Annotated in this window: 34 protein-coding genes and 1 pseudogene; 32 read left to right on the forward strand and 3 right to left on the reverse strand. The window is 41.3% G+C overall.

The annotated features are described in order from the left end of the window. Positions 1 to 12: 12 nt before the first annotated feature. On the reverse strand, positions 13 to 1,560 hold the full coding sequence (gene yjgR, locus SOI81_RS01995; protein WP_239975676.1) for a helicase HerA-like domain-containing protein: 1,548 nt from the start codon (positions 1,558 to 1,560) through the stop codon (positions 13 to 15). 43 nt (positions 1,561 to 1,603) lie between these two features. Then, entirely contained in the window at positions 1,604 to 2,794 is a 1,191-nt protein-coding gene (gene metC / locus SOI81_RS02000) for a PLP-dependent transferase (RefSeq protein ID WP_239975677.1), read from the reverse strand. A gap of 168 nt (positions 2,795 to 2,962) precedes the next feature. Between metC and yfeJ the strand changes: the two genes are divergently transcribed. The 30 genes and pseudogenes from yfeJ (at position 2,963) to hapE (ending at position 19,175) form a co-directional block, all read left to right on the forward strand. Continuing rightward, positions 2,963 to 3,691 (forward strand): type 1 glutamine amidotransferase, encoded by a 729-nt coding sequence (yfeJ, locus tag SOI81_RS02005; RefSeq protein WP_239975678.1) that lies wholly within the window; start codon positions 2,963 to 2,965, stop codon positions 3,689 to 3,691. Positions 3,692 to 3,943: 252 nt separating this feature from the next. Continuing rightward, positions 3,944 to 4,255 carry a 30S ribosomal protein S10 gene (rpsJ, locus tag SOI81_RS02010; RefSeq protein ID WP_000070912.1) on the forward strand — a complete coding sequence of 104 codons (312 nt, stop codon included), beginning with the start codon at positions 3,944 to 3,946 and terminating at the stop codon, positions 4,253 to 4,255. A 58-nt stretch (positions 4,256 to 4,313) separates the two neighbouring features. Continuing rightward, a complete protein-coding gene (rplC, locus tag SOI81_RS02015) occupies positions 4,314 to 4,952 on the forward strand; it encodes a 50S ribosomal protein L3 (protein ID WP_002117051.1) in 639 nt (212 codons plus the stop codon). A gap of 11 nt (positions 4,953 to 4,963) precedes the next feature. Beyond that, complete coding sequence (gene rplD / locus SOI81_RS02020; protein ID WP_002049755.1) at positions 4,964 to 5,566, forward strand: 50S ribosomal protein L4; 603 nt, start codon at positions 4,964 to 4,966, stop codon at positions 5,564 to 5,566. After that, complete coding sequence (gene rplW, locus SOI81_RS02025) at positions 5,563 to 5,883, forward strand: 50S ribosomal protein L23 (RefSeq protein ID WP_002049693.1); 321 nt, start codon at positions 5,563 to 5,565, stop codon at positions 5,881 to 5,883. Before rplD ends, rplW begins: the two co-directional genes overlap by 4 nt. Before the next feature lie 11 nt (positions 5,884 to 5,894). Continuing rightward, positions 5,895 to 6,719, forward strand: a complete 825-nt coding sequence (gene rplB, locus SOI81_RS02030) for a 50S ribosomal protein L2 (protein ID WP_002049686.1) — start codon at positions 5,895 to 5,897, stop codon at positions 6,717 to 6,719. A 13-nt stretch (positions 6,720 to 6,732) separates the two neighbouring features. Beyond that, the gene (gene rpsS / locus SOI81_RS02035; protein ID WP_001138119.1) at positions 6,733 to 7,008 is read left to right on the forward strand and encodes a 30S ribosomal protein S19; all 276 of its coding nucleotides are present in this window, start codon (positions 6,733 to 6,735) and stop codon (positions 7,006 to 7,008) included. 11 nt (positions 7,009 to 7,019) lie between these two features. Then, positions 7,020 to 7,349, forward strand: a complete 330-nt coding sequence (gene rplV / locus SOI81_RS02040) for a 50S ribosomal protein L22 (RefSeq protein ID WP_004639524.1) — start codon at positions 7,020 to 7,022, stop codon at positions 7,347 to 7,349. 1 nt (position 7,350) lies between these two features. Next, positions 7,351 to 8,167: pseudogene (rpsC, locus tag SOI81_RS02045) on the forward strand (30S ribosomal protein S3). Beyond that, complete coding sequence (rplP, locus tag SOI81_RS02050) at positions 8,107 to 8,520, forward strand: 50S ribosomal protein L16 (protein WP_002049688.1); 414 nt, start codon at positions 8,107 to 8,109, stop codon at positions 8,518 to 8,520. The pseudogene rpsC and the gene rplP overlap by 61 nt, the downstream one beginning before the upstream one ends. After that, positions 8,520 to 8,717 (forward strand): 50S ribosomal protein L29, encoded by a 198-nt coding sequence (gene rpmC, locus SOI81_RS02055; protein ID WP_000849928.1) that lies wholly within the window; start codon positions 8,520 to 8,522, stop codon positions 8,715 to 8,717. The genes rplP and rpmC overlap by 1 nt, the downstream gene beginning before the upstream one ends. Continuing rightward, positions 8,714 to 8,971 carry a 30S ribosomal protein S17 gene (gene rpsQ, locus SOI81_RS02060; protein ID WP_002116661.1) on the forward strand — a complete coding sequence of 86 codons (258 nt, stop codon included), beginning with the start codon at positions 8,714 to 8,716 and terminating at the stop codon, positions 8,969 to 8,971. Before rpmC ends, rpsQ begins: the two co-directional genes overlap by 4 nt. Positions 8,972 to 9,063: 92 nt before the next feature. Continuing rightward, on the forward strand, positions 9,064 to 9,432 hold the full coding sequence (gene rplN / locus SOI81_RS02065) for a 50S ribosomal protein L14 (RefSeq protein ID WP_001982634.1): 369 nt from the start codon (positions 9,064 to 9,066) through the stop codon (positions 9,430 to 9,432). A gap of 9 nt (positions 9,433 to 9,441) precedes the next feature. Further along, the gene (gene rplX, locus SOI81_RS02070) at positions 9,442 to 9,759 is read left to right on the forward strand and encodes a 50S ribosomal protein L24 (RefSeq protein WP_002116820.1); all 318 of its coding nucleotides are present in this window, start codon (positions 9,442 to 9,444) and stop codon (positions 9,757 to 9,759) included. Positions 9,760 to 9,774: 15 nt separating this feature from the next. Beyond that, positions 9,775 to 10,311, forward strand: a complete 537-nt coding sequence (gene rplE, locus SOI81_RS02075) for a 50S ribosomal protein L5 (protein ID WP_002116961.1) — start codon at positions 9,775 to 9,777, stop codon at positions 10,309 to 10,311. Positions 10,312 to 10,320: 9 nt separating this feature from the next. Next, positions 10,321 to 10,626, forward strand: coding sequence for a 30S ribosomal protein S14 (gene rpsN / locus SOI81_RS02080; protein WP_002049689.1), 306 nt, complete (start codon positions 10,321 to 10,323; stop codon positions 10,624 to 10,626). An 11-nt stretch (positions 10,627 to 10,637) separates the two neighbouring features. Further along, positions 10,638 to 11,033, forward strand: a complete 396-nt coding sequence (gene rpsH / locus SOI81_RS02085; protein WP_002049732.1) for a 30S ribosomal protein S8 — start codon at positions 10,638 to 10,640, stop codon at positions 11,031 to 11,033. 13 nt (positions 11,034 to 11,046) lie between these two features. Next, entirely contained in the window at positions 11,047 to 11,580 is a 534-nt protein-coding gene (gene rplF / locus SOI81_RS02090) for a 50S ribosomal protein L6 (protein ID WP_002116801.1), read from the forward strand. Between the two features lie 14 nt (positions 11,581 to 11,594). Beyond that, positions 11,595 to 11,945, forward strand: a complete 351-nt coding sequence (rplR, locus tag SOI81_RS02095; RefSeq protein ID WP_002049741.1) for a 50S ribosomal protein L18 — start codon at positions 11,595 to 11,597, stop codon at positions 11,943 to 11,945. Between the two features lie 2 nt (positions 11,946 to 11,947). Further along, on the forward strand, positions 11,948 to 12,445 hold the full coding sequence (gene rpsE / locus SOI81_RS02100; protein WP_001141025.1) for a 30S ribosomal protein S5: 498 nt from the start codon (positions 11,948 to 11,950) through the stop codon (positions 12,443 to 12,445). 6 nt (positions 12,446 to 12,451) lie between these two features. After that, entirely contained in the window at positions 12,452 to 12,628 is a 177-nt protein-coding gene (gene rpmD, locus SOI81_RS02105; protein WP_000849088.1) for a 50S ribosomal protein L30, read from the forward strand. A gap of 3 nt (positions 12,629 to 12,631) precedes the next feature. Then, entirely contained in the window at positions 12,632 to 13,072 is a 441-nt protein-coding gene (rplO, locus tag SOI81_RS02110) for a 50S ribosomal protein L15 (protein WP_002116985.1), read from the forward strand. A 45-nt stretch (positions 13,073 to 13,117) separates the two neighbouring features. Continuing rightward, positions 13,118 to 14,437: a preprotein translocase subunit SecY gene (gene secY / locus SOI81_RS02115; protein WP_014207743.1), complete on the forward strand. Its 1,320-nt coding sequence runs from the start codon at positions 13,118 to 13,120 to the stop codon at positions 14,435 to 14,437. Between the two features lie 20 nt (positions 14,438 to 14,457). Beyond that, positions 14,458 to 14,574 carry a 50S ribosomal protein L36 gene (rpmJ, locus tag SOI81_RS02120; RefSeq protein WP_000867907.1) on the forward strand — a complete coding sequence of 39 codons (117 nt, stop codon included), beginning with the start codon at positions 14,458 to 14,460 and terminating at the stop codon, positions 14,572 to 14,574. A gap of 106 nt (positions 14,575 to 14,680) precedes the next feature. After that, a complete protein-coding gene (rpsM, locus tag SOI81_RS02125) occupies positions 14,681 to 15,037 on the forward strand; it encodes a 30S ribosomal protein S13 (RefSeq protein ID WP_000090815.1) in 357 nt (118 codons plus the stop codon). Between the two features lie 19 nt (positions 15,038 to 15,056). Beyond that, complete coding sequence (rpsK, locus tag SOI81_RS02130) at positions 15,057 to 15,443, forward strand: 30S ribosomal protein S11 (protein ID WP_001040166.1); 387 nt, start codon at positions 15,057 to 15,059, stop codon at positions 15,441 to 15,443. Positions 15,444 to 15,455: 12 nt separating this feature from the next. Beyond that, complete coding sequence (gene rpsD / locus SOI81_RS02135) at positions 15,456 to 16,082, forward strand: 30S ribosomal protein S4 (protein ID WP_000135204.1); 627 nt, start codon at positions 15,456 to 15,458, stop codon at positions 16,080 to 16,082. 17 nt (positions 16,083 to 16,099) lie between these two features. Then, entirely contained in the window at positions 16,100 to 17,107 is a 1,008-nt protein-coding gene (gene rpoA / locus SOI81_RS02140) for a DNA-directed RNA polymerase subunit alpha (protein ID WP_002116730.1), read from the forward strand. An 18-nt stretch (positions 17,108 to 17,125) separates the two neighbouring features. Further along, positions 17,126 to 17,503: a 50S ribosomal protein L17 gene (rplQ, locus tag SOI81_RS02145; RefSeq protein ID WP_002049717.1), complete on the forward strand. Its 378-nt coding sequence runs from the start codon at positions 17,126 to 17,128 to the stop codon at positions 17,501 to 17,503. 181 nt (positions 17,504 to 17,684) lie between these two features. Further along, positions 17,685 to 19,175 (forward strand): flavin-containing monooxygenase, encoded by a 1,491-nt coding sequence (hapE, locus tag SOI81_RS02150; protein ID WP_239975679.1) that lies wholly within the window; start codon positions 17,685 to 17,687, stop codon positions 19,173 to 19,175. A 50-nt stretch (positions 19,176 to 19,225) separates the two neighbouring features. Here hapE and SOI81_RS02155 read toward each other — a convergent pair whose 3' ends face one another. After that, a complete protein-coding gene (locus SOI81_RS02155) occupies positions 19,226 to 20,398 on the reverse strand; it encodes an acyl-CoA dehydrogenase family protein (RefSeq protein WP_224993474.1) in 1,173 nt (390 codons plus the stop codon). A 189-nt stretch (positions 20,399 to 20,587) separates the two neighbouring features. Here SOI81_RS02155 and SOI81_RS02160 point away from each other — a divergent pair, with 189 nt between their 5' ends. Both SOI81_RS02160 and SOI81_RS02165 read left to right on the forward strand, forming a co-directional pair. Beyond that, entirely contained in the window at positions 20,588 to 20,845 is a 258-nt protein-coding gene (locus tag SOI81_RS02160; protein WP_016142980.1) for a succinate dehydrogenase assembly factor 2, read from the forward strand. Positions 20,846 to 20,851: 6 nt separating this feature from the next. Next, complete coding sequence (locus tag SOI81_RS02165; protein ID WP_239975680.1) at positions 20,852 to 21,241, forward strand: hypothetical protein; 390 nt, start codon at positions 20,852 to 20,854, stop codon at positions 21,239 to 21,241. Positions 21,242 to 21,959 lie beyond the last annotated feature (718 nt).

Below are 21,959 nucleotides of genomic sequence, written 5' to 3' on the forward strand. Positions count from 1 at the left end.
ATTAAAATTTTTTTATTTTCCAAATAAAGAACCAAGTAGGCCTCGTACGAGTTTTTGGCCTGTACTTCCTCCTAAACTGCGCGCTGCACTTTTTGCAAAAGTTCCAACAATGTCTTGGGTCAGCTTGGCTCTTTCACGTGCTGCTCGCTCTTCTTCTTTTAATTGTTCACGTGCCAATCTTTCTTGCTCTTTAGCTTGTTGTTTGGCTAAAGTTTCTTGTTCTTTTGCTTGTTGTTTAGCAATTTCGGCATTTTGTTGCTGCTGTTCGCGTTCAGCAACTTTATTTTGTAGCATTTCATAGGCACTATCACGATCTACAGCTTGTTCATATACACCAGCAATAATGCTTTGCGAGATTAGCGTTTGGCGCTCTTCGGGAGTGATTGGTGTAAATGCAGAGTACGGAGGCATGACCCAACCGCGTTCTACAATTTGTGGAGTACCTTGCTCATCTAGGCAACTAATGAGGGCCTCACCAACACCAAGTTCCGTAATTGCTTCATCAACTTTAAAGTTTGGATTAGCTCGGAAAGTATCTGCTGCAGTTTTTACCGCTTTTTGATCTTTAGGAGTAAATGCACGTAAGGCATGTTGAACGCGATTACCAAGTTGACCCAGAACACTTTCAGGTAAATCGAGTGGATTTTGGGTAATGAAATAGATACCTACTCCTTTAGAGCGGATTAAACGTACAACTTGTTCAATCTTGTCTTGGAGTGCTTGGCTGGCATTATCAAATAATAAGTGAGCTTCATCAAAGAAAAATACGAGTTTGGGTTTATCCATATCACCGACTTCTGGAAGCTGTTCAAATAGTTCTGAAAGCATCCATAAAAGGAAAGTGGCATATAGTTTGGGTGTATTCATGAGCTTGTCAGCCGAAAGAATATTAATGTAGCCATGCCCATTTGCATCAGTTTGAATAAAATCTAAAATATTTAAAGCAGGTTCGCCGAAAAATTGCTCTCCACCTTGATCGGCAAGGGCTAGTAAATTGCGCTGAATAGCGCCTAGGCTTGCTGGAGATAAATTGCCGTATTCAGCTTTAAACTCGGCTGCATGTTCGCTAACAAACGTAATCATGGCTTTTAAATCTTTAAAGTCGACTAATAGTAGACCCTGGTCATCTGCAATGCGGAATACAGCAGAGAGCACACCTTCTTGAGTATCGTTTAAATTGAGCATGCGAGCCAATAAAATTGGCCCAATTTCAGAAATAGTAGTTCGGATAGGATGGCCTTGCTGACCAAATAAATCCCAAAAAACAACTGGATTAGCTGCGAAAGGAACGCTATCAATTTGTAAAAGCTTTAGACGTTCATTAAATTTATCAGAAGCTTCACCAGCTTTTGCGAGACTCGAAACATCGCCTTTAGCATCGGCAAGAAATACCGGTACACCAATTCGAGAGAAACTCTCTGCTAGAACTTTTAACGTAACTGTTTTACCTGTACCCGTGGCGCCGGCAATAAGTCCATGGCGGTTAGCAAACTGGGAAAGTAAAACAATTTCTTTGGATGTGTCATTAATATTTTTAGCAATAACAATCGGTGTACCCATATATTTTTATCCTGTGGTTCGAGTCACTATGATCTTGTCGTTTTTACAGTTGTTTCAGTGCGTTTTCGATATCTTGTATTAAATCTTGCGGATCTTCTAGTCCTATACAGAAGCGAACCAATAATCCTTGTTGTAAATGTGTATTTTCAAGTTTTCGCATCATTTTTAAATCATAAAGCATAATCAGGCTAACAGGTCCTCCCCAGCTAAACCCGAGCTTAAATAAAGCCAATGCATCGCAGAAGCGACGTACTGCTTTAATGTCATATTCAGCTTTAAAAATGACACTGACTAAGCCAGCACTTTGACCATCTGTGCAGATTTCTTGCCAGTACTGATGGCCTGGGGCGTTCTCATCGCTTGGGTGTAGAACCTGTGCAAATTGAGGTTGATTCTTTAGCCATTTAAGTAGAGTGTAGGCATTGGCTGACTGTTTTTCATAGCGTAAAGACATATGAGCTAGGCTACGTTGAATCTGAGCTGCATCGTCTCCCGAAACTGCAATACCTAAAATGGCATGCGTACGGAATAGGCGGTGATGTAGTTTTTCATCACGAGTTACAATGCTGCCCATTAAGATGTCACCCCCACCGCTCGGATATTTGGTGAGTGCATGTATAGTTAAGTCGACTGACAGATGCTCATCAGAAAAATTAAAAGCATTAAATGCAAACCCAGCTCCCCAAGTGTTATCTAAGGCTGTTAAAACACCATGTTCTTTAGCTTTTTTGACTAGATTTTTAAGATCGGGGAATTCTAGGGTAACGGAGCCCGCAGCCTCTAGCCATAGCAGTTTGCTTCTGTCGGTTGGCTGAAAGCTTGATGCATCAATTGGGTTATATACTTTAACGATAATCCCATATTGATCTTGTAGGTAATTTAGATGTTCGAGATTAGGTCCATAAATATTGTCTGGAACCCATACTTCATCATTGGTACTTAAAAAAGCTGAGTTCACAATATTAATTGCTGATAAACCGCTCGGTGCAAGTAAACAATGCAATCCACCTTCAATTTGCGCAATATTGTCGCCTAAAGTGAAGGTAGTAGGGGTGCCATGTGTTCCATAACTATAGTCATAAGGGTCAGTCCAATGACGATCAAAAAGGTGCGAAGTTGATTTAAAAATAATAGTTGATGCGCGAAATAAGGGAGGTTGCACTGTTTCAATGAATTGCGGAGCCTTTCTTGGGGCATGAATGAGGCGAGTTTGAAAATCGTTATGCTTTTTCATAGTGCGTTGGGTTTTAAATGATAAAGTTAGATTAAGAGAAATTTAAATTCTTCGCTAGATTTATAAAGTTTTGTAAGACGTTTCGTTACAGTAGATCCATAAAACAAAAACTTGGCTTTATTTTTGCAAAGACCACTACAACATTCTAACAACAATAGGTTTAAGCGCATGAAGTCGCATTTAAGAGTTCATTATTTTCAACATATCGCAGGTGAAGGCTTTGGGAGTTGTTATTCATTTTTAAAAGCTCACCATGCGACTATTAGTTCTACGGAATTTTTTGCACTTCCGGTCGATCGGTCACTTGAAATAGAAGCTTTGCCTCAAATAGACGAGGTTGATTTGTTACTCGTCATGGGTGGCACCATGAGTGTAAATGATGAAGCAAATTATCCATGGCTTAAGATAGAAAAAAGATGGTTACGCCGATATTTAGCAGCAGGAAAGCCTGCTATAGGACTTTGCTTGGGCGGGCAGCTAATCGCTAATGCATTAGGGGCAGCCGTCAGCCGTAATCGCTATCAGGAACTTGGATGGTCGACAGTTCAGAGAGTTGCTAATTTACCTCAAGACAGCTTTCCATTGCCTGAAAAAATAAAGGTGATGCAGTGGCACAGTGAAACATTTGAAATACCTAAAGGCGCTATACACTTGGCTGAAAGTACGGCTTGTCGTAATCAAATGTACCAGATTGGAAAGAATGTATTGGGCTTTCAATTTCATCCGGAAATGACACCAGCGACTTTAGAACTCTTGCTTGAAAATGAAGAGGAGCTATCAATTTTTAATGGAGATTATGTTCAATCTCCGAGAGAACTACAATATTCGGAAGCGCAAAAATTTGAACAAGGCAATCAACTCTTAAATAAAGCAATTGAATTTGTCATAAATGCATAGATGAGTTGTCAATGCTCAGTTAAAGCAGGTTTTGAGCAAAAAATAGAAAAAGAGAATTGCATAAGACTTAAACAATCGTTATAATGGGCGACCCTCAAAAGGAGGGGCATTTACTGCGAAGAAAGTAGTAAATGTGCATTACAGTCGTGGCATCGATCATGACCTTAGTGATTTTCACTGCCTTTGACACTTACCAATGGGTGAGATGCGTCAAAGGTGATTCTTTATATGTTTGGCTTGGAGTTTACTGGTATGTCTAACCAGAGAATTCGTATCCGTTTGAAGTCTTTTGATCATCGTCTGATTGATCAATCAGCTCAAGAGATCGTAGAAACCGCTAAGCGTACTGGCGCACAAGTTTGTGGTCCAATTCCGATGCCTACTCGCATCGAACGCTTCAACGTTCTTACTTCACCGCACGTTAACAAAGATGCGCGTGATCAGTACGAAATCCGCACCTATAAACGTTTGATCGACATCGTTCAACCTACAGATAAAACTGTTGATGCATTGATGAAATTAGATCTTGCGGCTGGTGTTGATGTTCAGATCGCTTTGGGTTAAGGCTTTCGGTTGATTAACTTCTAAGTTAATTAGGCCGCTTTTTTAGAGGTTTATGCACATGGCTATTGGTTTAGTCGGTCGCAAATGTGGTATGACTCGCATCTTTACAGATGCAGGTGTTTCTGTACCTGTTACAGTCATCGAAGTCGATCCAAACCGCATTACGCAAATCAAAACACTTGAAACTGATGGTTATCAAGCTGTTCAAGTAACTACTGGTGAACGTCGCGAATCTCGCGTAACTAACGCTCAAAAAGGTCACTTTGCGAAAGCTGGTGTTGCTGCTGGTCGTTTAGTTAAAGAGTTCCGTGTTACTGAAGCTGAGCTTGAAGGTCGTGAAGTTGGCGGCACTATTGGCGTTGATTTGTTCACAGTTGGTCAAGTAGTTGACGTAACTGGTCAATCAAAAGGTAAAGGTTTCCAAGGTGGTGTTAAACGTTGGAACTTCCGTACCCAAGACGCTACACACGGTAACTCAGTTTCTCACCGTGTATTAGGTTCTACAGGTCAAAACCAAACTCCTGGACGCGTTTTCAAAGGCAAGAAAATGGCTGGTCACTTAGGTGATGAACGCGTAACAGTACAAGGTCTTGAAATCGTATCTATTGACGCTGAACGTTCTGTTTTAGTTGTTAAAGGTGCAATTCCTGGTGCAACTGGCGGCGACGTGATTGTACGTCCTACCATCAAGGCCTGAGGGGAAATACCGTGAATTTGAAAACTGTTTCCGGCTCTGCTGTTGAATTGTCTGAAGTTGCTTTCGGACGTGAATTTAACGAAGCTCTTGTACACCAAGTTGTTACTGCTTACTTAGCAGGTGGTCGTCAAGGTACTCGTGCTCAGAAATCACGTGCAGACGTTTCTGGCGGTGGTAAAAAGCCATTCCGTCAAAAAGGTACTGGTCGTGCTCGTGCGGGTTCTATTCGTAGCCCTATCTGGGTTGGCGGTGGTAAAACTTTTGCTGCTCGTCCACAAGATTGGTCTCAAAAAGTAAACCGTAAAATGTACCGCGGTGCAATGCAATGTATCTTAGCTGAACTTGTTCGCCAAGATCGTCTTGTATTAGTTGAAGAGTTTGCTGTTGCAGCTCCAAAAACTAAAGAGTTGCTTGCAAAACTTAACGACTTAAATGCTGCTCGTGCATTAATCGTTACTGACGCTGTAGATGAGAACTTATATCTTGCAGCACGCAACCTTCCGCATGTAGATGTGGTAGATGCAACTGCAATCGATCCTGTAAGCTTGATCGCGTTTGATAAAGTTGTGATGTCTGTAGCTGCTGCTAAGAAAATTGAGGTAGAACTCGGATGAACAACGAACGTATCTATCAAGTCCTTAAAGGACCAGTCTTCTCAGAAAAGGCACAAGTTTTAGGTGATACTGTTGGTGTTCAAGTATTTAAAGTAGACATCAATGCTACTAAGCTTGAAATCAAAAAAGCAGTTGAAAAACTTTTTGGTGTAGAAGTTGTTAAAGTTAACACAACTATTACTAAAGGTAAGACTAAGCGCTTTGGTCGTACATTAGGACGCCGTTCTGATGTTAAAAAAGCATACGTCACCCTGAAAGCCGGCCAAGATGTTGAAATGGCTGACTTGGGCGATACCGCTGAAAGCGCAGCGGAATAAGGACGAAAATTATGCCGATTCAAAAATGTAAGCCAACGTCTCCAGGACGTCGCTTTGTAGAGAAAGTGGTTCATGACCATCTTCACAAAGGCGCGCCTTACGCACCGTTGGTTGAAGCTAAAAAACGTACTGGTGGTCGTAATAACAACGGTCACATTACTACTCGTCACGTTGGTGGTGGTCATAAACAACACTACCGTATCGTTGACTTCAAACGTAACAAAGACAGCATCCCAGCTGTTGTAGAGCGTATTGAATACGATCCAAACCGTACAGCACATATTGCTTTATTGAAATATGCTGACGGTGAGCGTCGTTATATCATTGCACCTAAAGGCTTACGTGCTGGCGATAAAGTACAATCTGGTAACGATGCTCCAATTCGTCCAGGTAACTGCTTGCCACTTCGTAATATGCCGATCGGTTCTACACTTCATAACGTTGAACTTAAAATTGGTAAGGGTGCGCAATTAGCGCGTTCTGCTGGTGCTTCTGTTCAGTTATTGGGTCGTGATGGTTCTTACGCAATTATTCGTCTTCGTTCAGGCGAAATGCGTAAAGTACATGTTGAATGCCGCGCTGTAATTGGTGAAGTTTCTAACCAAGAAAACAACCTTCGTTCATTGGGTAAAGCTGGTGCTTCGCGCTGGCGTGGTGTTCGTCCTACCGTACGTGGTATGGCGATGAACCCAATTGATCACCCGCACGGTGGTGGTGAAGGGCGTAACAAAGGTATTCAACCTGTAAGCCCATGGGGTCAAAAAGCTAAAGGGTACAAGACACGTACCAATAAGCGTACGACTAAGATGATTATTCGCGACCGTCGCGTCAAGTAAAGGAATCTGACTAATGCCTCGTTCTCTGAAAAAAGGCCCATTCGTCGATGCGCACTTGTTCGCTAAGGTTGAAGCGGCTGTTGCTAGTAACTCTCGCAAGCCGATTAAAACTTGGTCTCGTCGTTCGATGATCCTTCCAGATTTTGTTGGTTTAACAATTTCTGTTCATAATGGTCGTAACCACGTTCCAGTAATTGTTACTGAGCATATGGTTGGTCATAAACTCGGTGAATTCGCGCCAACTCGTACCTATCGTGGTCACGGTGTTGACAAGAAATCTAAACGTTAATAGGTGTCATGATGGAAGTAACTGCTAAATTACGCGGTGCCGCTATCTCGGCACAGAAAGCACGTTTGGTTGCAGATCTTATTCGCGGCAAATCTGTTGCGCATGCTTTAAATATCTTAAACTTCAGCAATAAAAAAGCTGCTGTTTTAGTGAAAAAAGCATTGGAATCTGCGATTGCAAACGCTGAACACAATAACAGTTTAGATGTTGACGATCTTAAAGTATCTACGATTTACGTTGACGAAGGCGTGAGCCTTAAACGTATTATGCCACGTGCTAAAGGCCGTGCAGATCGTATTACTAAGCGTACTTGTCACATCACCGTTAAGGTAGGGGTTTGATATGGGTCAGAAGGTTCATCCAATCGGTATCCGCCTAGGTGTTGTGAAACGTCATAACGCTAACTGGTATGCGAATCCGAAACAATACGCTGAATACTTGCTTAAAGATCTTCAAGTTCGTGAGTTTTTAACTAAAAAACTTAAGAATGCGATGGTAAGCAATATTCTTATCGAACGTCCATCAGGCGCTGCTAAAGTAACTATTAGCACAGCTCGTCCTGGTATCGTAATCGGTAAAAAAGGCGAAGATATTGAGAAATTACAGCGCGAACTTACCAGCATTATGGGTGTTCCTGCGCAAGTAAGTATCAACGAAATTGATCGCCCAGACTTAGATGCGCGTTTAGTTGCTGAAGCTATCGCTTCTCAATTAGAAAAGCGTGTAATGTTCCGTCGTGCTATGAAGCGTGCGGTTCAAAACACTATGCGTGCTGGTGCTAAAGGTATCAAAGTTGAAGTGTCTGGCCGTTTAGGTGGTGCAGAGATTGCTCGTACAGAATGGTATCGTGAAGGTCGTGTACCTTTACATACGCTACGTGCAGACATTGACTATGCTACTATGCGTGCAGAAACAACTTACGGTACGATTGGTGTTAAAGTTTGGATTTTCCGTGGCGAGATTTTAGGTGGCATGAAACAAGTCATGAACCCTGCTCCTGCTGAAGATCGTCCAGCTAAACGTGGTCGTGGTCGTGGTGAAGGTCAAGAGCGTCGTGGTCGTCGCGGTGACCGTGCTGCTGACAAGGGAGAATAATCCATGTTGCAACCTAAACGTACCAAATTCCGTAAGGTGCACAAAGGCCGTAATACTGGTCTAGCGCATCGTGGTAGTACAGTATCATTTGGTTCGATTGCAATTAAAGCAACTGAACGTGGTCGTATGACTGCTCGTCAGATTGAAGCTGCACGTCGTACTATTAGCCGCCGTATTAAGCGTGGTGGTAAAATCTTTATTCGCGTATTCCCGGATAAACCAATTACTCAAAAGCCTCTTGAAGTGCGTATGGGTAAAGGTAAGGGTAGCGTGGAGTACTGGGTTTGCCAGATCCAACCAGGTAAGATCCTGTACGAAATTGAAGGTGTGAACGAAGAATTAGCGCGTGAAGCATTTGCTTTAGCTGCTGCTAAACTTCCGTTTAAAACCACTATCGTGACTCGGACGGTAATGTAATGAAAACTAAAGATCTACGTGAAAAATCGGTAGAAGAGTTGAAAGCTTTGCTTGATGAGCAACAGCTTAATCAATTCCGTCTTCGTATGGCGAAAGCAACTGGTCAGTTGGGTAAATCGCATGAAGTGCAAGTTGCTCGTAAGACAATTGCTCGTATTAAGACACTCCTTACCGAAAAACAGGGGAACGGACAATGAGTGAAAAAACAGTCCGCACGTTAACCGGCAAAGTAGTAAGCGACAAAATGGACAAGTCTATTGTTGTTCTTATCGAACGCCGCGTTCAACACCCGTTGTATGGCAAATCAATTCGCCGTTCAACTAAGTTACACGCTCATGATGAGAACAATGTTGCTAAACTTGGCGATGTTGTGACCATTAAAGAAAGCCGCCCAATTTCTAAAACTAAAGCTTGGACTTTAGTGGAAGTAGTTGAAGCAGCTGCTGAGTAATTCGACGTTCTTGTTGCATCATCGGTCAATTTCGAGTACTCTTTGAGCCTTTCGAAATTGTGACCGGTGATGCTCGGTTTTGGAGTAGGGCAATGATTCAAACCGAAACTATGCTCGACGTAGCAGACAACAGTGGTGCTCGCCGCGTACAATGTATTAAAGTACTTGGTGGTTCACATCGTCGTTATGCTTCTGTTGGCGACATTATTAAAGTTACTGTAAAAGAAGCAATCCCACGCGCACGTGTTAAAAAAGGTGACGTGATGAATGCGGTTGTAGTTCGTACTAAATTCGGCATTCGTCGTCCAGATGGTTCTGTGATCCGTTTTGATGATAATGCTGCAGTTATCCTGAACAACAACAAAGCTCCGATTGCTACTCGTATCTTCGGACCAGTGACTCGTGAACTTCGTACTGAACAGTTCATGAAAATCATTTCATTGGCTCCTGAAGTTCTATAAGAGGCAATCATGGCTAAGATTAAAAAAGGCGATCAAGTTATCGTGATCGCAGGTAAAGAAAAAGGCAAACAGGGTACTGTATTGTCTGTTTCTGAAGACCGCGTTAAGGTTGAAGGCCTTAACTTAGTGAAGAAGCATCAAAAGCCGAATCGTGTAACTGGCGCTGAAGGCGGTATCGTTACTCAAGAAGCTTCGCTTCATATTTCAAACGTGGCAATTTTAAATGCTACAACCCAGAAGGCTGACCGTGTTGGTTACCAAGTGATTGATGGCGTGAAAACTCGCGTTTATAAATCAAATGGTGAATCAGTGGCGGTAGCGAAGTAATAGGTTGAAAAGGCAATGGCCAGACTTAAAGCACGTTACAACGAAGAACTTAAAGCGAAGTTACAAGAAGAACTTAGCATTAAGAACGTGATGGAAATTCCACGCATCACAAAAATTACCCTAAACATGGGTGTAGGCGCAGCTGCAACTGATAAGAAATTATTAGATGGCGCTGTAGTCGACATGCAATTAATTGCTGGTCAAAAACCAGTAATTACACTTGCTCGTAAATCTATCGCTGGTTTCAAAATCCGTGATGGTTGGCCGATTGGTTGTAAAGTTACTTTACGTGGCGACCAAATGTACGAATTCTTGGACCGTTTGATCTCAATCGCAATCCCTCGTATCCGTGACTTCCGTGGTTTCTCTTCGAAATCATTTGATGGTCGTGGTAACTACTCAATGGGTTTGAAAGAGCAAATCGTTTTCCCTGAAATCGATTTCGATAAGATTGATCGTATTCGTGGTATGGATATTACTATTACTACGACTGCTCGCACCGATGACGAAGGCCGTGCGCTTATGCGTGCATTCGGCTTCCCGTTCAAATAAGAGGTCGATATGGCTAAGAAAGGTATGATTAATCGCGAATTGAAACGCGAAAAAACAGTTGCTAAATACGCTGCAAAACGTGCTGAATTAAAAGCTACGATTGCAAACGTAAATGCAAGTGAAGAAGAGCGTTTCGAAGCGATGTTAAAGTTACAAGCATTGCCACGTAATGCATCTCCGGTACGTCTTCGTAACCGTTGTGGTTTAACTGGTCGTCCTCATGGTTACTTCCGTAAGTTCGGTTTAAGCCGTAACAAATTACGTGACACAGTAATGCAGGGTGATGTACCAGGCGTTGTTAAGGCAAGCTGGTAAGGAGCGACTAAATGAGTATGCAAGATACCGTTGCCGACATGCTAACACGTGTTCGTAACGCACAAATGGCTAAGAAACAAACTGTTTCTATGCCTTCTTCTAAGTTGAAAGTTGCTATTGCAAACGTACTTCAACAAGAAGGTTATATTTCAAATGTAGAAGTTGCTCAAGAAGAGACAAAATCTACTTTGACAATTACTTTAAAATATTTCGAAGGCAAACCAGTTATCGAAATGGTTAAACGCGTAAGCCGTCCAGGTCTTCGCCAATACCGTGGTAAAGATAAACTTCCAAGCGTTAAGCAAGGTTTAGGTATTGCAATTGTTTCTACAAGCAAAGGCATCATGACTGATCGCGCTGCACGTGCTGCGGGCGTTGGTGGTGAAGTTATTGCTTTTGTTTCTTAATAGGTGATTCCTCATGTCTCGTGTGGCTAAAGCCCCAGTAACTGTACCTAATGGTGTAGCAGTTACTCAGAACGGCCGGCAGGTCGAAGTGAAAGGCAGCAAAGGTACATTGTCTTTCAACCTGCATGCGCTGGTCGAGCTAAAACAGGAAGAAGGTAAACTTCAACTTGCTCCAGTTAAAGAATCGAAAGATGCTTGGATGCAAGCTGGTACTGCTCGCGCTGTATTGAATAACCTTGTAAAAGGGGTTAGCGAAGGCTTCGAACGTAAGTTGCAGCTAGTTGGTGTTGGTTATAAAGCTGCGGTTAAAGGTACTGTTGTAAACCTTAACCTTGGTTTTTCACACCCAATTGACTACGCTTTACCTGAAGGTGTAACAGCGGAAACTCCAACTGCTACTGAAATCATTTTGAAATCAGCAAACAAGCAGTTGTTAGGTCAAGTAGCGGCAGAAATCCGTGCGTATCGTTCTCCTGAACCATATAAAGGTAAAGGTGTTCGTTATTCGGATGAAGTCATTCTTCGTAAAGAAGCTAAGAAGAAATAAGGCGCGAGGTTCTTATGAACGAAAAGAAACAATCCCGTTTGCGTCGTGCGAAAAGCACACGCTTGCACATTCGTGCATTGGGTGCGACTCGTTTGTGTGTAAACCGCACTCCGCGTCACATCTATGCTCAAGTTATTTCAGCAGATGGTGGCAAAGTTTTAGCACAAGCTTCAACTTTGGATGCATCTTTACGTAGCGGTACTACAGGTAATGTAGACGCGGCTACTAAAGTAGGCGCTTTAATCGCAGAGCGTGCGAAAGCAGCTGGTGTAACTAAAGTTGCATTTGACCGTTCTGGTTTTAAATATCATGGTCGTATCAAAGCCTTGGCTGATGCTGCTCGTGAAAACGGCTTGGAGTTCTAATCATGGCTAAAGTTGAACAAAACGAAGGTCTTGTTGAAAAGCTGGTTGCCGTTGATCGTGTAGCCAAAGTTGTTAAGGGTGGTCGTATCTTCTCTTTCACAGCATTAACTGTTGTGGGTGATGGTAATGGTCGTGTTGGTTTTGGTCGTGGTAAAGCACGTGAAGTTCCAGCTGCTATTTCTAAAGCACTTGAAGCTGCACGTCGCAACATGATTACTGTAGACCTTGCAGGTACTACTTTACAACACCCTGTGAATGCTCGTCATGGTGCAAGCCGTGTATATATGCAACCTGCTTCTGAAGGTACTGGCGTAATCGCTGGTGGCGCAATGCGTGCCGTTCTAGAAGCTGCAGGTGTACATAACGTACTTGCTAAATGTTATGGTTCTACTAATGCTGCCAACGTAGTAAACGCAACTTTCAAAGGTTTGCGTGATATGACTTCTCCTGAGAAAGTCGCTGCGAAACGTGGTAAATCAGTAGAAGAAATTCAAGGGTAATCAATCATGAAAACGATTAAAGTTACCCAGACTAAATCTTCTTCACATCGCTTGAAAAATCACAAGCTTTGCTTACAAGGTTTAGGTCTGCGTCGTATTGGTCATACTGTAGAAGTGCAAGATACGCCTTCTAACCGCGGTATGATCAACAAAGTCTACTATATGGTTAGTGTAGAGGAATAAGCCATGACTCTGCGTTTAAATGAACTTGCGCCTGCAGAAGGTGCAAAACGTGAACACCGTCGTTTAGGCCGTGGTATCGGTTCTGGCGTTGGTAAGACTGGTGGCCGTGGTGTCAAAGGTCAAAAATCACGTAAAAGTGGTGGCGTTCGTCCAGGCTTTGAAGGCGGTCAAACAGCGATTTATCGTCGTTTACCTAAATTCGGTTTCACTAGCCAAATCGCTTTAAAAACTGCTGAAGTACGTTTATCTGAGTTAAGCAAGGTTGAAGGCGACATCGTTAGCCTAGAAACTTTGAAAGCTGCGAATGTTGTTCGTCGTGACCAAATTCGTGCTCGTATCGTACTTTCTGGTGAAATCACTCGTGCATTCACTGTTCAAGGTGTTGCATTGACTAAAGGCGCTAAAGCTGCGATTGAAGCAGCTGGCGGTAAAGTCGAGGAGTAATCTCGAGTGTCTATGTCTCCTAGTTCTTCAGGTCATGTCAACATGATGAAAGGTCAGCCATTTCATGTGAAATATCGTGAAATTATTCGCCGGATGAGTTTTCTAATCGGTGCATTGCTGGTCTTTCGACTAGGAGCGCATATTCCAGTACCAGGCATTAATAATGCTGCGTTAGAAAATTTATTTCATGCGAACCAAGGAACTATTCTTGGGCTATTCAATATGTTTTCTGGCGGTGCTTTAGAGCGAATGTCTATTCTTGCTTTAGGGATTATGCCTTACATTTCTGCATCAATTATTGTGCAGTTAATGTCTACTGTAATTCCTTCACTTGAAGCCTTGAAAAAGGAAGGTGAGCAAGGTAAGCGTAAAATTAATCAATATACGCGTCAGGGCACATTGTTGCTTGCAGTGGTTCAGGCAGTTGGTATGTGTGCGGGTTTGATCGGTCAGGGTATTACTCTGTCAGTTGGTCTCGCTTTTTATATACCGGCAGTTACTTCACTTGTCGCTGGAACTATGTTCTTAATGTGGCTAGGTGAGCAAATCACTGAAAGAGGTATTGGTAACGGTATCTCAATGATTATTTTCGCAGGTATTGTTGCTGGTTTGCCTAAATTAATTATGCAATCAGTATCTTCTGTAGATAATGGTCAGACAAGTTTGATTGGTCTTGTAATCTTTGGTCTTTTGTCTTTAGGTGTATTGGCAGCCATTGTGTTTATCGAAAAAGCACAACGTCGTATCCCAGTAAACTATGCACAAAAGCAACAAGGTCGTCGTATATTTACAGCACAGCAGACGCATTTGCCATTAAAAATTAATATGGCTGGTGTTATTCCTGCGATTTTTGCAAGTTCTTTACTATTGTTCCCAGCTAGTCTTGGACAATGGGTTGGAAGTGCAGATCCAAATGCTGGTTTTATTAAAAGTAGCTTACAAGACTTAGCGTTAGTATTGTCGCCTGGACAGCCTTTGTATTTGGTGCTCTTTGGTGCGTTAATTATCTTTTTCTGTTACTTTTATACGGCTTTAGTATTTAGCCCTAAGGAAGTATCAGAAAATCTAAAACGCAGCGGAGCTTATGTGCCTGGTATTCGCCCAGGTGAGCAAACTGCTCGTTACTTAGATCATATTCTTAATCGTTTGACGTTTATTGGTGCGATTTATATTACGGTCATTTGTTTAATGCCAATGATTCTACAAAGCTCTTTTGGGATTCCATTCTATTTAGGTGGTACCTCATTATTGATCGTAGTAGTCGTGGTTATGGACTTTATGGCTCAGCTACAAGCGCATTTAACATCTCATCAATATGACAATCAAACATTAATGAGAAAAACGACTGCTCATCCTAAGGGATAAGCGCACTTAGAGGTTTCATCATGAAAGTACAAGCTTCTGTAAAGAAAATTTGTGGTAGCTGTAAAGTTATCCGTCGTAATGGGGTTATTCGCGTAATTTGTAGCGCAGAACCTCGTCATAAGCAGCGTCAAGGTTAATCTAATCAAGACCTGTTGATTTCAGTAGGCGAATTGGGTTAATATCCGCCCCTCAAGATTTTTGTGGGGCGGTTGATTATCTCTACTGCCTTTTTGGAGAAAGTGAATGGCTCGTATTGCCGGTGTAAACATTCCGGATAACAAGCATGCTGTTATCTCCCTCACTTATATCTTTGGTATCGGTCGCCACACTGCTAAGAATATCTTAGCTGCAGTTGGTATTACTGAAACTACTAAGATCCGTGAGTTGGACGATGCTCAGCTTGATGCGATTCGTGCAGAAGTTGCTAAGGTTCCTACCGAAGGTGACTTACGTCGCGAAATTTCCATGAACATTAAACGTTTAATGGATTTGGGTTGCTATCGCGGCCTTCGCCATCGTCGCAGCTTGCCTGTCCGTGGTCAACGCACCAAAACTAACGCACGTACCCGTAAAGGTCCGCGCAAACCGATTAAAAAGTAAGATTTCTGGAAGCTAAAAGATGGCTAAAGATACTCGCACACGCAAGAAGGTCACCCGTACCGTCTCTGAAGGTGTTGCACACATTCACGCGTCTTTTAATAACACCATTGTTACGATTACTGATCGTCAAGGTAATGCATTGGCTTGGGCCACCTCAGGTGGACAAGGCTTCCGTGGTTCACGTAAATCAACTCCGTTTGCTGCTCAGGTAGCTGCTGAAGTTGCTGGTAAAGCAGCTTTGGATTACGGTTTGAAAAATCTGGACGTCCTTGTAAAAGGTCCTGGTCCAGGTCGTGAGTCTGCGGTTCGTGCATTAGGCGCAGTGGGTTATAAGATTAACAGCATTACCGATGTGACTCCAATTCCTCACAACGGTTGCCGTCCACCTAAAAAACGTCGCGTGTAAGGAGAAACATTCATGGCTCGTTATATTGGTCCAAAATGCAAACTCTCTCGCCGCGAAGGGACAGACCTGCAACTTAAATCTGGCGTTAAACCATTTGACGTCAAAACTAAAAAAGCTAACAAAGCACCTGGTCAACATGGTCAGGCACGCGGTGGTAAGCAATCTGAGTATTCACTACAATTACGTGAAAAACAAAAAGTCCGTCGTATTTACGGTGTGTTAGAACGTCAATTTAGTAACTACTATAAAGAAGCAGCTCGTGTTAAAGGCGCAACAGGTGAGAACTTGTTGAAATTGCTTGAAAGCCGTCTTGATAACGTTGTTTATCGCATGGGTTTTGGTTCTACACGTGCAGAAGCTCGTCAGTTAGTAAGTCACCGTAGCATTACTTTGAATGGTCGTCGTGTAAACATCGCATCTATTCAAGTTAAAGCTGGTGATGTAATTGCGGTTCACGAAGGTGCTAAACAACAATTGCGTATTAAAAACGCGATTGAGTTAGCTGCACAACGTGGTATTCCAGCTTGGATCGAAGTTGATCATTCTAAGCTTGAAGGTACGTTTAAAGCTGCACCAGATCGTTCTGATTTACCTGCTGAAATCAACGAAAGCTTGATTGTAGAATTGTATTCTAAATAATCCTTGAGGTAGCAATAATGACGCGTACTGCAAACGAGTTTCTAACTCCGCAAGCGATCAAGGTCGAAGCGGTAAGCGGGACCTCGGCAAAAGTGATTCTAGAACCTTTAGAGCGTGGTTTTGGCCATACTCTAGGTAATGCTTTACGTCGCATTCTATTGTCTTCTTTACCTGGCGCTGCTGTGGTTGAAGTAGAGATAGAAGGTGTCGAGCACGAGTACAGTACTTTAGAAGGCTTGCAGCAGGACATCGTCGAGCTCTTGCTGAACCTAAAAGGATTGTCTATTAAGCTGTTCGATCAAAATGAAGCATATTTAACATTAGAAAAACAAGGTCCTGGCGATATTACTGCTGCTGACCTTCGTTTACCTCATAATGTTGAAGTGGTTAACCCAGAACATTTAATCGGTACTTTAAGTGCTTCAGGCTCATTAAAAATGCGCTTGAAAGTTGCTCAAGGTCGTGGTTATGAAACATCTGATTCTCGTTTCCCTGAAGGTGAAACACGTCCTGTTGGTCGTTTGCAATTAGATGCTTCTTATAGCCCAATTAAACGTGTTTCTTACACCGTTGAAAATGCGCGTGTAGAACAACGTACTGATTTAGATAAACTGGTAATCGACCTTGAAACAAATGGAACGGTTGATCCTGAAGAAGCTATCCGTAAAGCGGCAACAATCTTGCAACAACAAATTGCAATTTTTGTTGATCTTCAGAAAGACCAAACTCCAGTTGCTCAAGAGCCTCGTGAAGAAGTTGACCCAATCTTGCTTCGCCCAGTAGATGATCTAGAGCTTACTGTTCGTTCTGCTAACTGTTTGAAAGCAGAAAATATTTACTACATTGGTGATCTTGTTCAACGTACTGAAGTTGAGTTGTTAAAAACTCCTAACCTTGGTAAAAAATCGTTAACAGAGATCAAAGATGTTTTGGCATCGAAAGGCTTACAACTCGGTATGCGTCTTGAAAACTGGCCACCAGCTAGTCTTCGTATGGACGACCGTTTTGCCTATCGTAGCCGTTAATTAAGTAGGACTATCACCATGCGTCATCGTAATAGTGGTGTGAAATTAGGCCGTACAAGCAGCCATCGTAAAGCGATGTTCCAAAACTTGGCTAATTCTTTATTTGAACACGAGTTGATCAAAACAACTGTGCCTAAAGCTAAAGAATTACGTCGTGTTGCTGAGCCTTTAATCACTCTAGCAAAAAACGATACTGTAGCAAATCGTCGTTTAGCATTTGCTCGTACTCGTAATGCTGCAACTGTTGGTAAATTATTTACCGTACTCGGCCCTCGTTACAAAGAACGTAACGGCGGTTATCTACGTGTTCTTAAAGCGGGCTTCCGTGCTGGTGATGCAGCACCGATGGCTTACGTTGAGCTTGTAGATCGTGAAGTAAACACTTCAGCTGAATAATTGATTTTATTCAAAAAAGACCGGTTTTATACCGGTCTTTTTTATTTCTAGTCACAAAATAAATTATAAAAATGTCCTCAAGTGACATAAAAAAGCAGATAAACGGTCAAACTTGACATTGTGTATTGTCAAAATTGTGTTTTAATAAACTTATATTCTCAACAATGGGTATAAAAATAAAATGGAAAAGCAAGTTGATATTTTAATCATTGGTGCAGGTATTTCAGGAATCGGAATCGCTGCTCATTTGTCAAAAAATTCACCACAACGACAGTTTGAGATTTTAGAACGTCGTGAGTCTTTTGGTGGAACATGGGATCTTTTCCGTTATCCTGGTATTCGTTCAGATTCAGATATGTCTACCTTTGGTTTTAACTTTAAACCATGGTGTAAAGCGAATGTATTAGCTGATGGTGCTTCTATTAAAGGGTATTTAGGCGAAGTAATTGATGAATATAAATTAAAAGAAAAAATTCATTTTGGTCATCGTGTACTTTCTGCTAATTATGATTCTGCCTCAAAAAAATGGCAGGTTGTAGTAGAAGATAGCAATAAAAAACAGCAGACTTGGATTGCAAATTTTGTTGTTGGATGTACAGGTTACTATAACTATGATCAGGGGTATGCGCCTTCTTTCCCAAATCAAGAAGCATTTAAAGGGCAGTTTATTCACCCACAGCATTGGCCGGAAAATTTAGATTACGCAGGTAAGAAAGTCGTTATTATTGGGAGTGGTGCAACAGCAATTACTTTAGTTCCAGCCATGGCTAAAGGTGGGGCAGGTCATGTCACCATGTTGCAGCGTTCACCAACGTATATTGCTAGTGTTCCTTCTATCGATTTCATCTATGAAAAAACGCGTAAATTTATGTCTGAAGAAGCAGCTTATAAATTTACCCGTGCTCGCAACATTGGCATGCAACGCGCTATTTATGCATTGTCTCAGAAGCATCCGAAAACTGTACGTCGTTTACTTTTAAAAGCAATTGAAGTGCAACTTAAAGGTAAGGTTGATATGAAGCATTTTACGCCTTCATATAATCCTTGGGATCAGCGTTTATGCGTAGTGCCAGATGGTGACTTGTTTAAGATTTTACGTGAAGGCAAAGCAAGTGTAGAAACTGATCAGATTGAGAAATTTACCGAAAACGGTGTTTTACTTAAATCTGGCAAACATCTTGATGCTGATATTGTTGTTTCTGCAACAGGGCTACAAGTTCAGATTATGGGTGGAGTTCAGGCTACTCTTGATGGGAAACCAATCAACTCATCTGAACATATGCTTTATAACGGCATAATGCTCAGTGATGTACCAAATATGGCGATGATCATTGGCTATGTGAATGCATCATGGACACTCAAAGTGGATATCGCTGCCGAATATATTTGTCGCTTATTAAACTATATGGACAAAAATAGTTATGATGAAGTGATTCCATCGGGCGATAAGACGGTGATGGAAGAAGATACCGTAATGGGTAAGCTATCTTCAGGCTATATTAACCGTGCAGCACATGAGCTTCCTAAACAAGGTAAGCGGGCTCCATGGCAGGTGACTAATAACTACCTCGAAGATAGAAAGTCCCTAAAAAATGCGACATTTGAAGATGGTATTCTTCATTTTCATAAGCGTTCTGAAGCAAATGAACGTAAACCAAAATTAGTATCCTAAGTCATGTTAAATAAGAAAAGGGACGTAATGCCCCTTTTCTTATGAAGGTATTAAAGTGTTCTTGAAATTAATTCTTTCATGATTTCATTTGTACCTGCATAAATTCGATTTGCTCGATGATCTATGTAGGCACGCGCAATTGGATATTCAAGCATATAACCATAACCACCATGCAATTGAAGGCATTCATCTACAACCTTCGAGAACATATCAGAAATTTTATATTTAGCAGCTGCAGCAGCTTCGACACTCAACTTTTCTTCAAGTTGTAACTCCATACAACGATCTAGATAAGTACGGCAGAAATCTATCTCTGTTCTAAGTTCAGCAAGCTTAAAGCGTGTATTCTGAAATGCGCCAATAGGTTTACCAAATGCTTTACGATCTTTTGTATATTGAACGGTATGCGCAAAGGCTGCTTCAGCGCCTGCCTGACAAATAATAGCAACTAACATTCGTTCCCATGCTAATTCTTTCATGAGCATAATAAAGCCCATACCTTCCATGCCTAAAAGGTTTTCTTTAGGAACGCGAACGTTATCAAAGAATAATTCGCAAGTATCCTGACCTTTCATTCCTATTTTGTTTAGAGGTTTACCTTTACTAAAACCAGCACGGTCTGCTTCCACAATAATTAAGGATAAGTTCGCCGAACCTTTATCACTATTACCAGTCTTACAAACGACTACGGCCATGTCGCATAGGTAGCCATTCGTAATAAAAATTTTAGAGCCATTAATGACATATTCGTCACCATCAAGTACGGCTGTGGTTCTTACCGCTTGTAAATCTGAACCCGTACCTGGTTCTGTCATTGCAATAGCGGTGACCACTTCTCCAGTAGCCATTTTGGGTAACCATTTTTGTTTTTGTTCTTCATTACCAAAATTATTAACGTAATTAGCAACAATGTCGGAATGCAAAGAGAAACCGGTACTCGAGTCCATCGCATACGCTTGTTCTTCGATAAGAATCATACTGTATAGACGATCTACCCCAGAACCACCATATTGCTCTGGCATTGTGGTGCAAAGAAGACCTAGTTCTCCAGCTTTATTCCAAAGATCTCGGTCCACATGTTGCTGTTTTTCATATTTTTCTATATTTGGAACTACTTCCTTTTCATAGAATTTACGGACAGTCTCACGGAAGGCTTCATGTTCTTCATTAAATAAGTGTCTCGGTAACATATTTGGAATAGGACGGATGGCACCAGATTGCATTTGTATTTCTTCCTTGGTTCAGGTGTGATGTTATGTCCCTAAACATACGGAAGCATTCCATACCTAACAATGTGATGAATGCTCAATTATGAGAACAAGATGATAAATTTGGTCAATTTGATATTTTTAGCGATCTTTGGAGGGTGATCAGGTAAACTAGGCGCACTATCAACGCAGATGGGGAAATAAATGTCTGACGAAATGACCTTGGAAGAACGTAAAGTAATTTATCGAGCACGCCGCGGCTTAAAAGAAATTGACGTCTATTTTGACCCGTATGTAAAAAACTATTATTTGAAAGCTGATCCGGCAGAAAAAGCATTGTTTGCAGAGTTAGTTGAGCAAGAAGATCCAGATTTATTAGATTGGTTCATGGAAGTTTCTGAACCTCCACGCACAGAGTTACGTGAATTTATTTATAAATTAAAACAGTATGTACATGGCTAAACTGTTTTGATAAAAGAATTAAATTTCAAGCTGAAATATAGCCGTGTCTCGGTAATATTTCAGCTTTTTGTTGGTTTGGGCTTAGCAATCCTGCTTTATCAATTATTAACACCCATGTGGTGGCTATGTGCTCTTATTCTTTTATCTATTAGTTTTATCTTCTTTTTAAAGCAAACACGAATATCTCAAATTGTATATTTAGATCAAAAATTATGGTCGGTTGCATACACCTCTCAAAACGCGATTCATCGGTTGGTAATTATTAAAATAATTGATTATCAGATATTCATAGTCGTTTATTTTGAAGGAGGACCTACGAAGATAGCTATTATTTGGTACGATCAGCTTCCTATTCAGCAGTGGAAAAGGATAAAAGTTTTAGAAAAACTCTATTAATTGTTAGACAATTCTACATTTGTATATTTATTTAAAAATTATAAAAAACAAAAGCTTAATAATTATTTTCTTGCTTGAGTTCAGGATTGTCTAATTAAAATATAGAAAAAAGCGAAGGAAAGGTGATTGTCTGACAATTTCGCCTATGGGTATTTATTTGATCGGTTAAAGTACAAACACCACCGTAAAGTGTGTCGGAGGTCTCAAAATGGAGATGCCAACATGGTCGTTCTTGGTCATTGCCATAATTTTGGCAGTGGTAATAGGAAGAGCAGGAACTTTACTCAGGGAACATCTTAACAAAGTTAATTTTAACAAAGTTAAGAGACAGAGGATGCAAGGTCGTCGATCAGTCAATTATTAAATTGGTTAGTCGATTAATTTCATCAAGTGTCCAGTTTATTACTGGGTGCGATTGTAGTAAGGAGGTCTCTCATGGAGATTTCAATGTGGATGTTTCTGTTAATTGCAGTAGTTATGGCTGTAGTAGTAGGAAGAGCAGGAACTTTACTTAAGGATTATATAGAACAAAAATAATATAAGCCGTTAAAAGCTTATCTCAGTTAATAAGTAGCATGTGCTGAACCGTCGCAATGCTACTTTTTTTTGCCCAAAATTTCTGTTTCCTCGAAAAACTGTCAATTTTATCTGCTGGGAAGTGTGTCAAAGTATAAGCGCTACAATTAGAGTAATTACTCTTTTATTCAAGATATGCATC

The organism is Acinetobacter pittii (assembly GCF_034067285.1).
Classification (GTDB): Bacteria; Pseudomonadota; Gammaproteobacteria; order Pseudomonadales; family Moraxellaceae; genus Acinetobacter; species Acinetobacter pittii_E.

Bases quoted from the DNA above. Each gene is read 5' to 3' on its own strand.
- yjgR (WP_239975676.1), bottom strand. From the start codon at position 1,560: ATGGGTACACCGATTGTTATTGCTAAAAATATTAATGACACATCCAAA.
- metC (WP_239975677.1), bottom strand. From the start codon at position 2,794: ATGAAAAAGCATAACGATTTTCAAACTCGCCTCATTCATGCCCCAAGA.
- yfeJ (WP_239975678.1), top strand. From the start codon at position 2,963: ATGAAGTCGCATTTAAGAGTTCATTATTTTCAACATATCGCAGGTGAA.
- rpsJ (WP_000070912.1), top strand. From the start codon at position 3,944: ATGTCTAACCAGAGAATTCGTATCCGTTTGAAGTCTTTTGATCATCGT.
- rplC (WP_002117051.1), top strand. From the start codon at position 4,314: ATGGCTATTGGTTTAGTCGGTCGCAAATGTGGTATGACTCGCATCTTT.
- rplW (WP_002049693.1), top strand. From the start codon at position 5,563: ATGAACAACGAACGTATCTATCAAGTCCTTAAAGGACCAGTCTTCTCA.
- rplB (WP_002049686.1), top strand. From the start codon at position 5,895: ATGCCGATTCAAAAATGTAAGCCAACGTCTCCAGGACGTCGCTTTGTA.
- rpsS (WP_001138119.1), top strand. From the start codon at position 6,733: ATGCCTCGTTCTCTGAAAAAAGGCCCATTCGTCGATGCGCACTTGTTC.
- rplV (WP_004639524.1), top strand. From the start codon at position 7,020: ATGGAAGTAACTGCTAAATTACGCGGTGCCGCTATCTCGGCACAGAAA.
- rplP (WP_002049688.1), top strand. From the start codon at position 8,107: ATGTTGCAACCTAAACGTACCAAATTCCGTAAGGTGCACAAAGGCCGT.
- rpmC (WP_000849928.1), top strand. From the start codon at position 8,520: ATGAAAACTAAAGATCTACGTGAAAAATCGGTAGAAGAGTTGAAAGCT.
- rpsQ (WP_002116661.1), top strand. From the start codon at position 8,714: ATGAGTGAAAAAACAGTCCGCACGTTAACCGGCAAAGTAGTAAGCGAC.
- rplN (WP_001982634.1), top strand. From the start codon at position 9,064: ATGATTCAAACCGAAACTATGCTCGACGTAGCAGACAACAGTGGTGCT.
- rplX (WP_002116820.1), top strand. From the start codon at position 9,442: ATGGCTAAGATTAAAAAAGGCGATCAAGTTATCGTGATCGCAGGTAAA.
- rplE (WP_002116961.1), top strand. From the start codon at position 9,775: ATGGCCAGACTTAAAGCACGTTACAACGAAGAACTTAAAGCGAAGTTA.
- rpsN (WP_002049689.1), top strand. From the start codon at position 10,321: ATGGCTAAGAAAGGTATGATTAATCGCGAATTGAAACGCGAAAAAACA.
- rpsH (WP_002049732.1), top strand. From the start codon at position 10,638: ATGAGTATGCAAGATACCGTTGCCGACATGCTAACACGTGTTCGTAAC.
- rplF (WP_002116801.1), top strand. From the start codon at position 11,047: ATGTCTCGTGTGGCTAAAGCCCCAGTAACTGTACCTAATGGTGTAGCA.
- rplR (WP_002049741.1), top strand. From the start codon at position 11,595: ATGAACGAAAAGAAACAATCCCGTTTGCGTCGTGCGAAAAGCACACGC.
- rpsE (WP_001141025.1), top strand. From the start codon at position 11,948: ATGGCTAAAGTTGAACAAAACGAAGGTCTTGTTGAAAAGCTGGTTGCC.
- rpmD (WP_000849088.1), top strand. From the start codon at position 12,452: ATGAAAACGATTAAAGTTACCCAGACTAAATCTTCTTCACATCGCTTG.
- rplO (WP_002116985.1), top strand. From the start codon at position 12,632: ATGACTCTGCGTTTAAATGAACTTGCGCCTGCAGAAGGTGCAAAACGT.
- secY (WP_014207743.1), top strand. From the start codon at position 13,118: ATGAAAGGTCAGCCATTTCATGTGAAATATCGTGAAATTATTCGCCGG.
- rpmJ (WP_000867907.1), top strand. From the start codon at position 14,458: ATGAAAGTACAAGCTTCTGTAAAGAAAATTTGTGGTAGCTGTAAAGTT.
- rpsM (WP_000090815.1), top strand. From the start codon at position 14,681: ATGGCTCGTATTGCCGGTGTAAACATTCCGGATAACAAGCATGCTGTT.
- rpsK (WP_001040166.1), top strand. From the start codon at position 15,057: ATGGCTAAAGATACTCGCACACGCAAGAAGGTCACCCGTACCGTCTCT.
- rpsD (WP_000135204.1), top strand. From the start codon at position 15,456: ATGGCTCGTTATATTGGTCCAAAATGCAAACTCTCTCGCCGCGAAGGG.
- rpoA (WP_002116730.1), top strand. From the start codon at position 16,100: ATGACGCGTACTGCAAACGAGTTTCTAACTCCGCAAGCGATCAAGGTC.
- rplQ (WP_002049717.1), top strand. From the start codon at position 17,126: ATGCGTCATCGTAATAGTGGTGTGAAATTAGGCCGTACAAGCAGCCAT.
- hapE (WP_239975679.1), top strand. From the start codon at position 17,685: ATGGAAAAGCAAGTTGATATTTTAATCATTGGTGCAGGTATTTCAGGA.
- SOI81_RS02155 (WP_224993474.1), bottom strand. From the start codon at position 20,398: ATGCAATCTGGTGCCATCCGTCCTATTCCAAATATGTTACCGAGACAC.
- SOI81_RS02160 (WP_016142980.1), top strand. From the start codon at position 20,588: ATGTCTGACGAAATGACCTTGGAAGAACGTAAAGTAATTTATCGAGCA.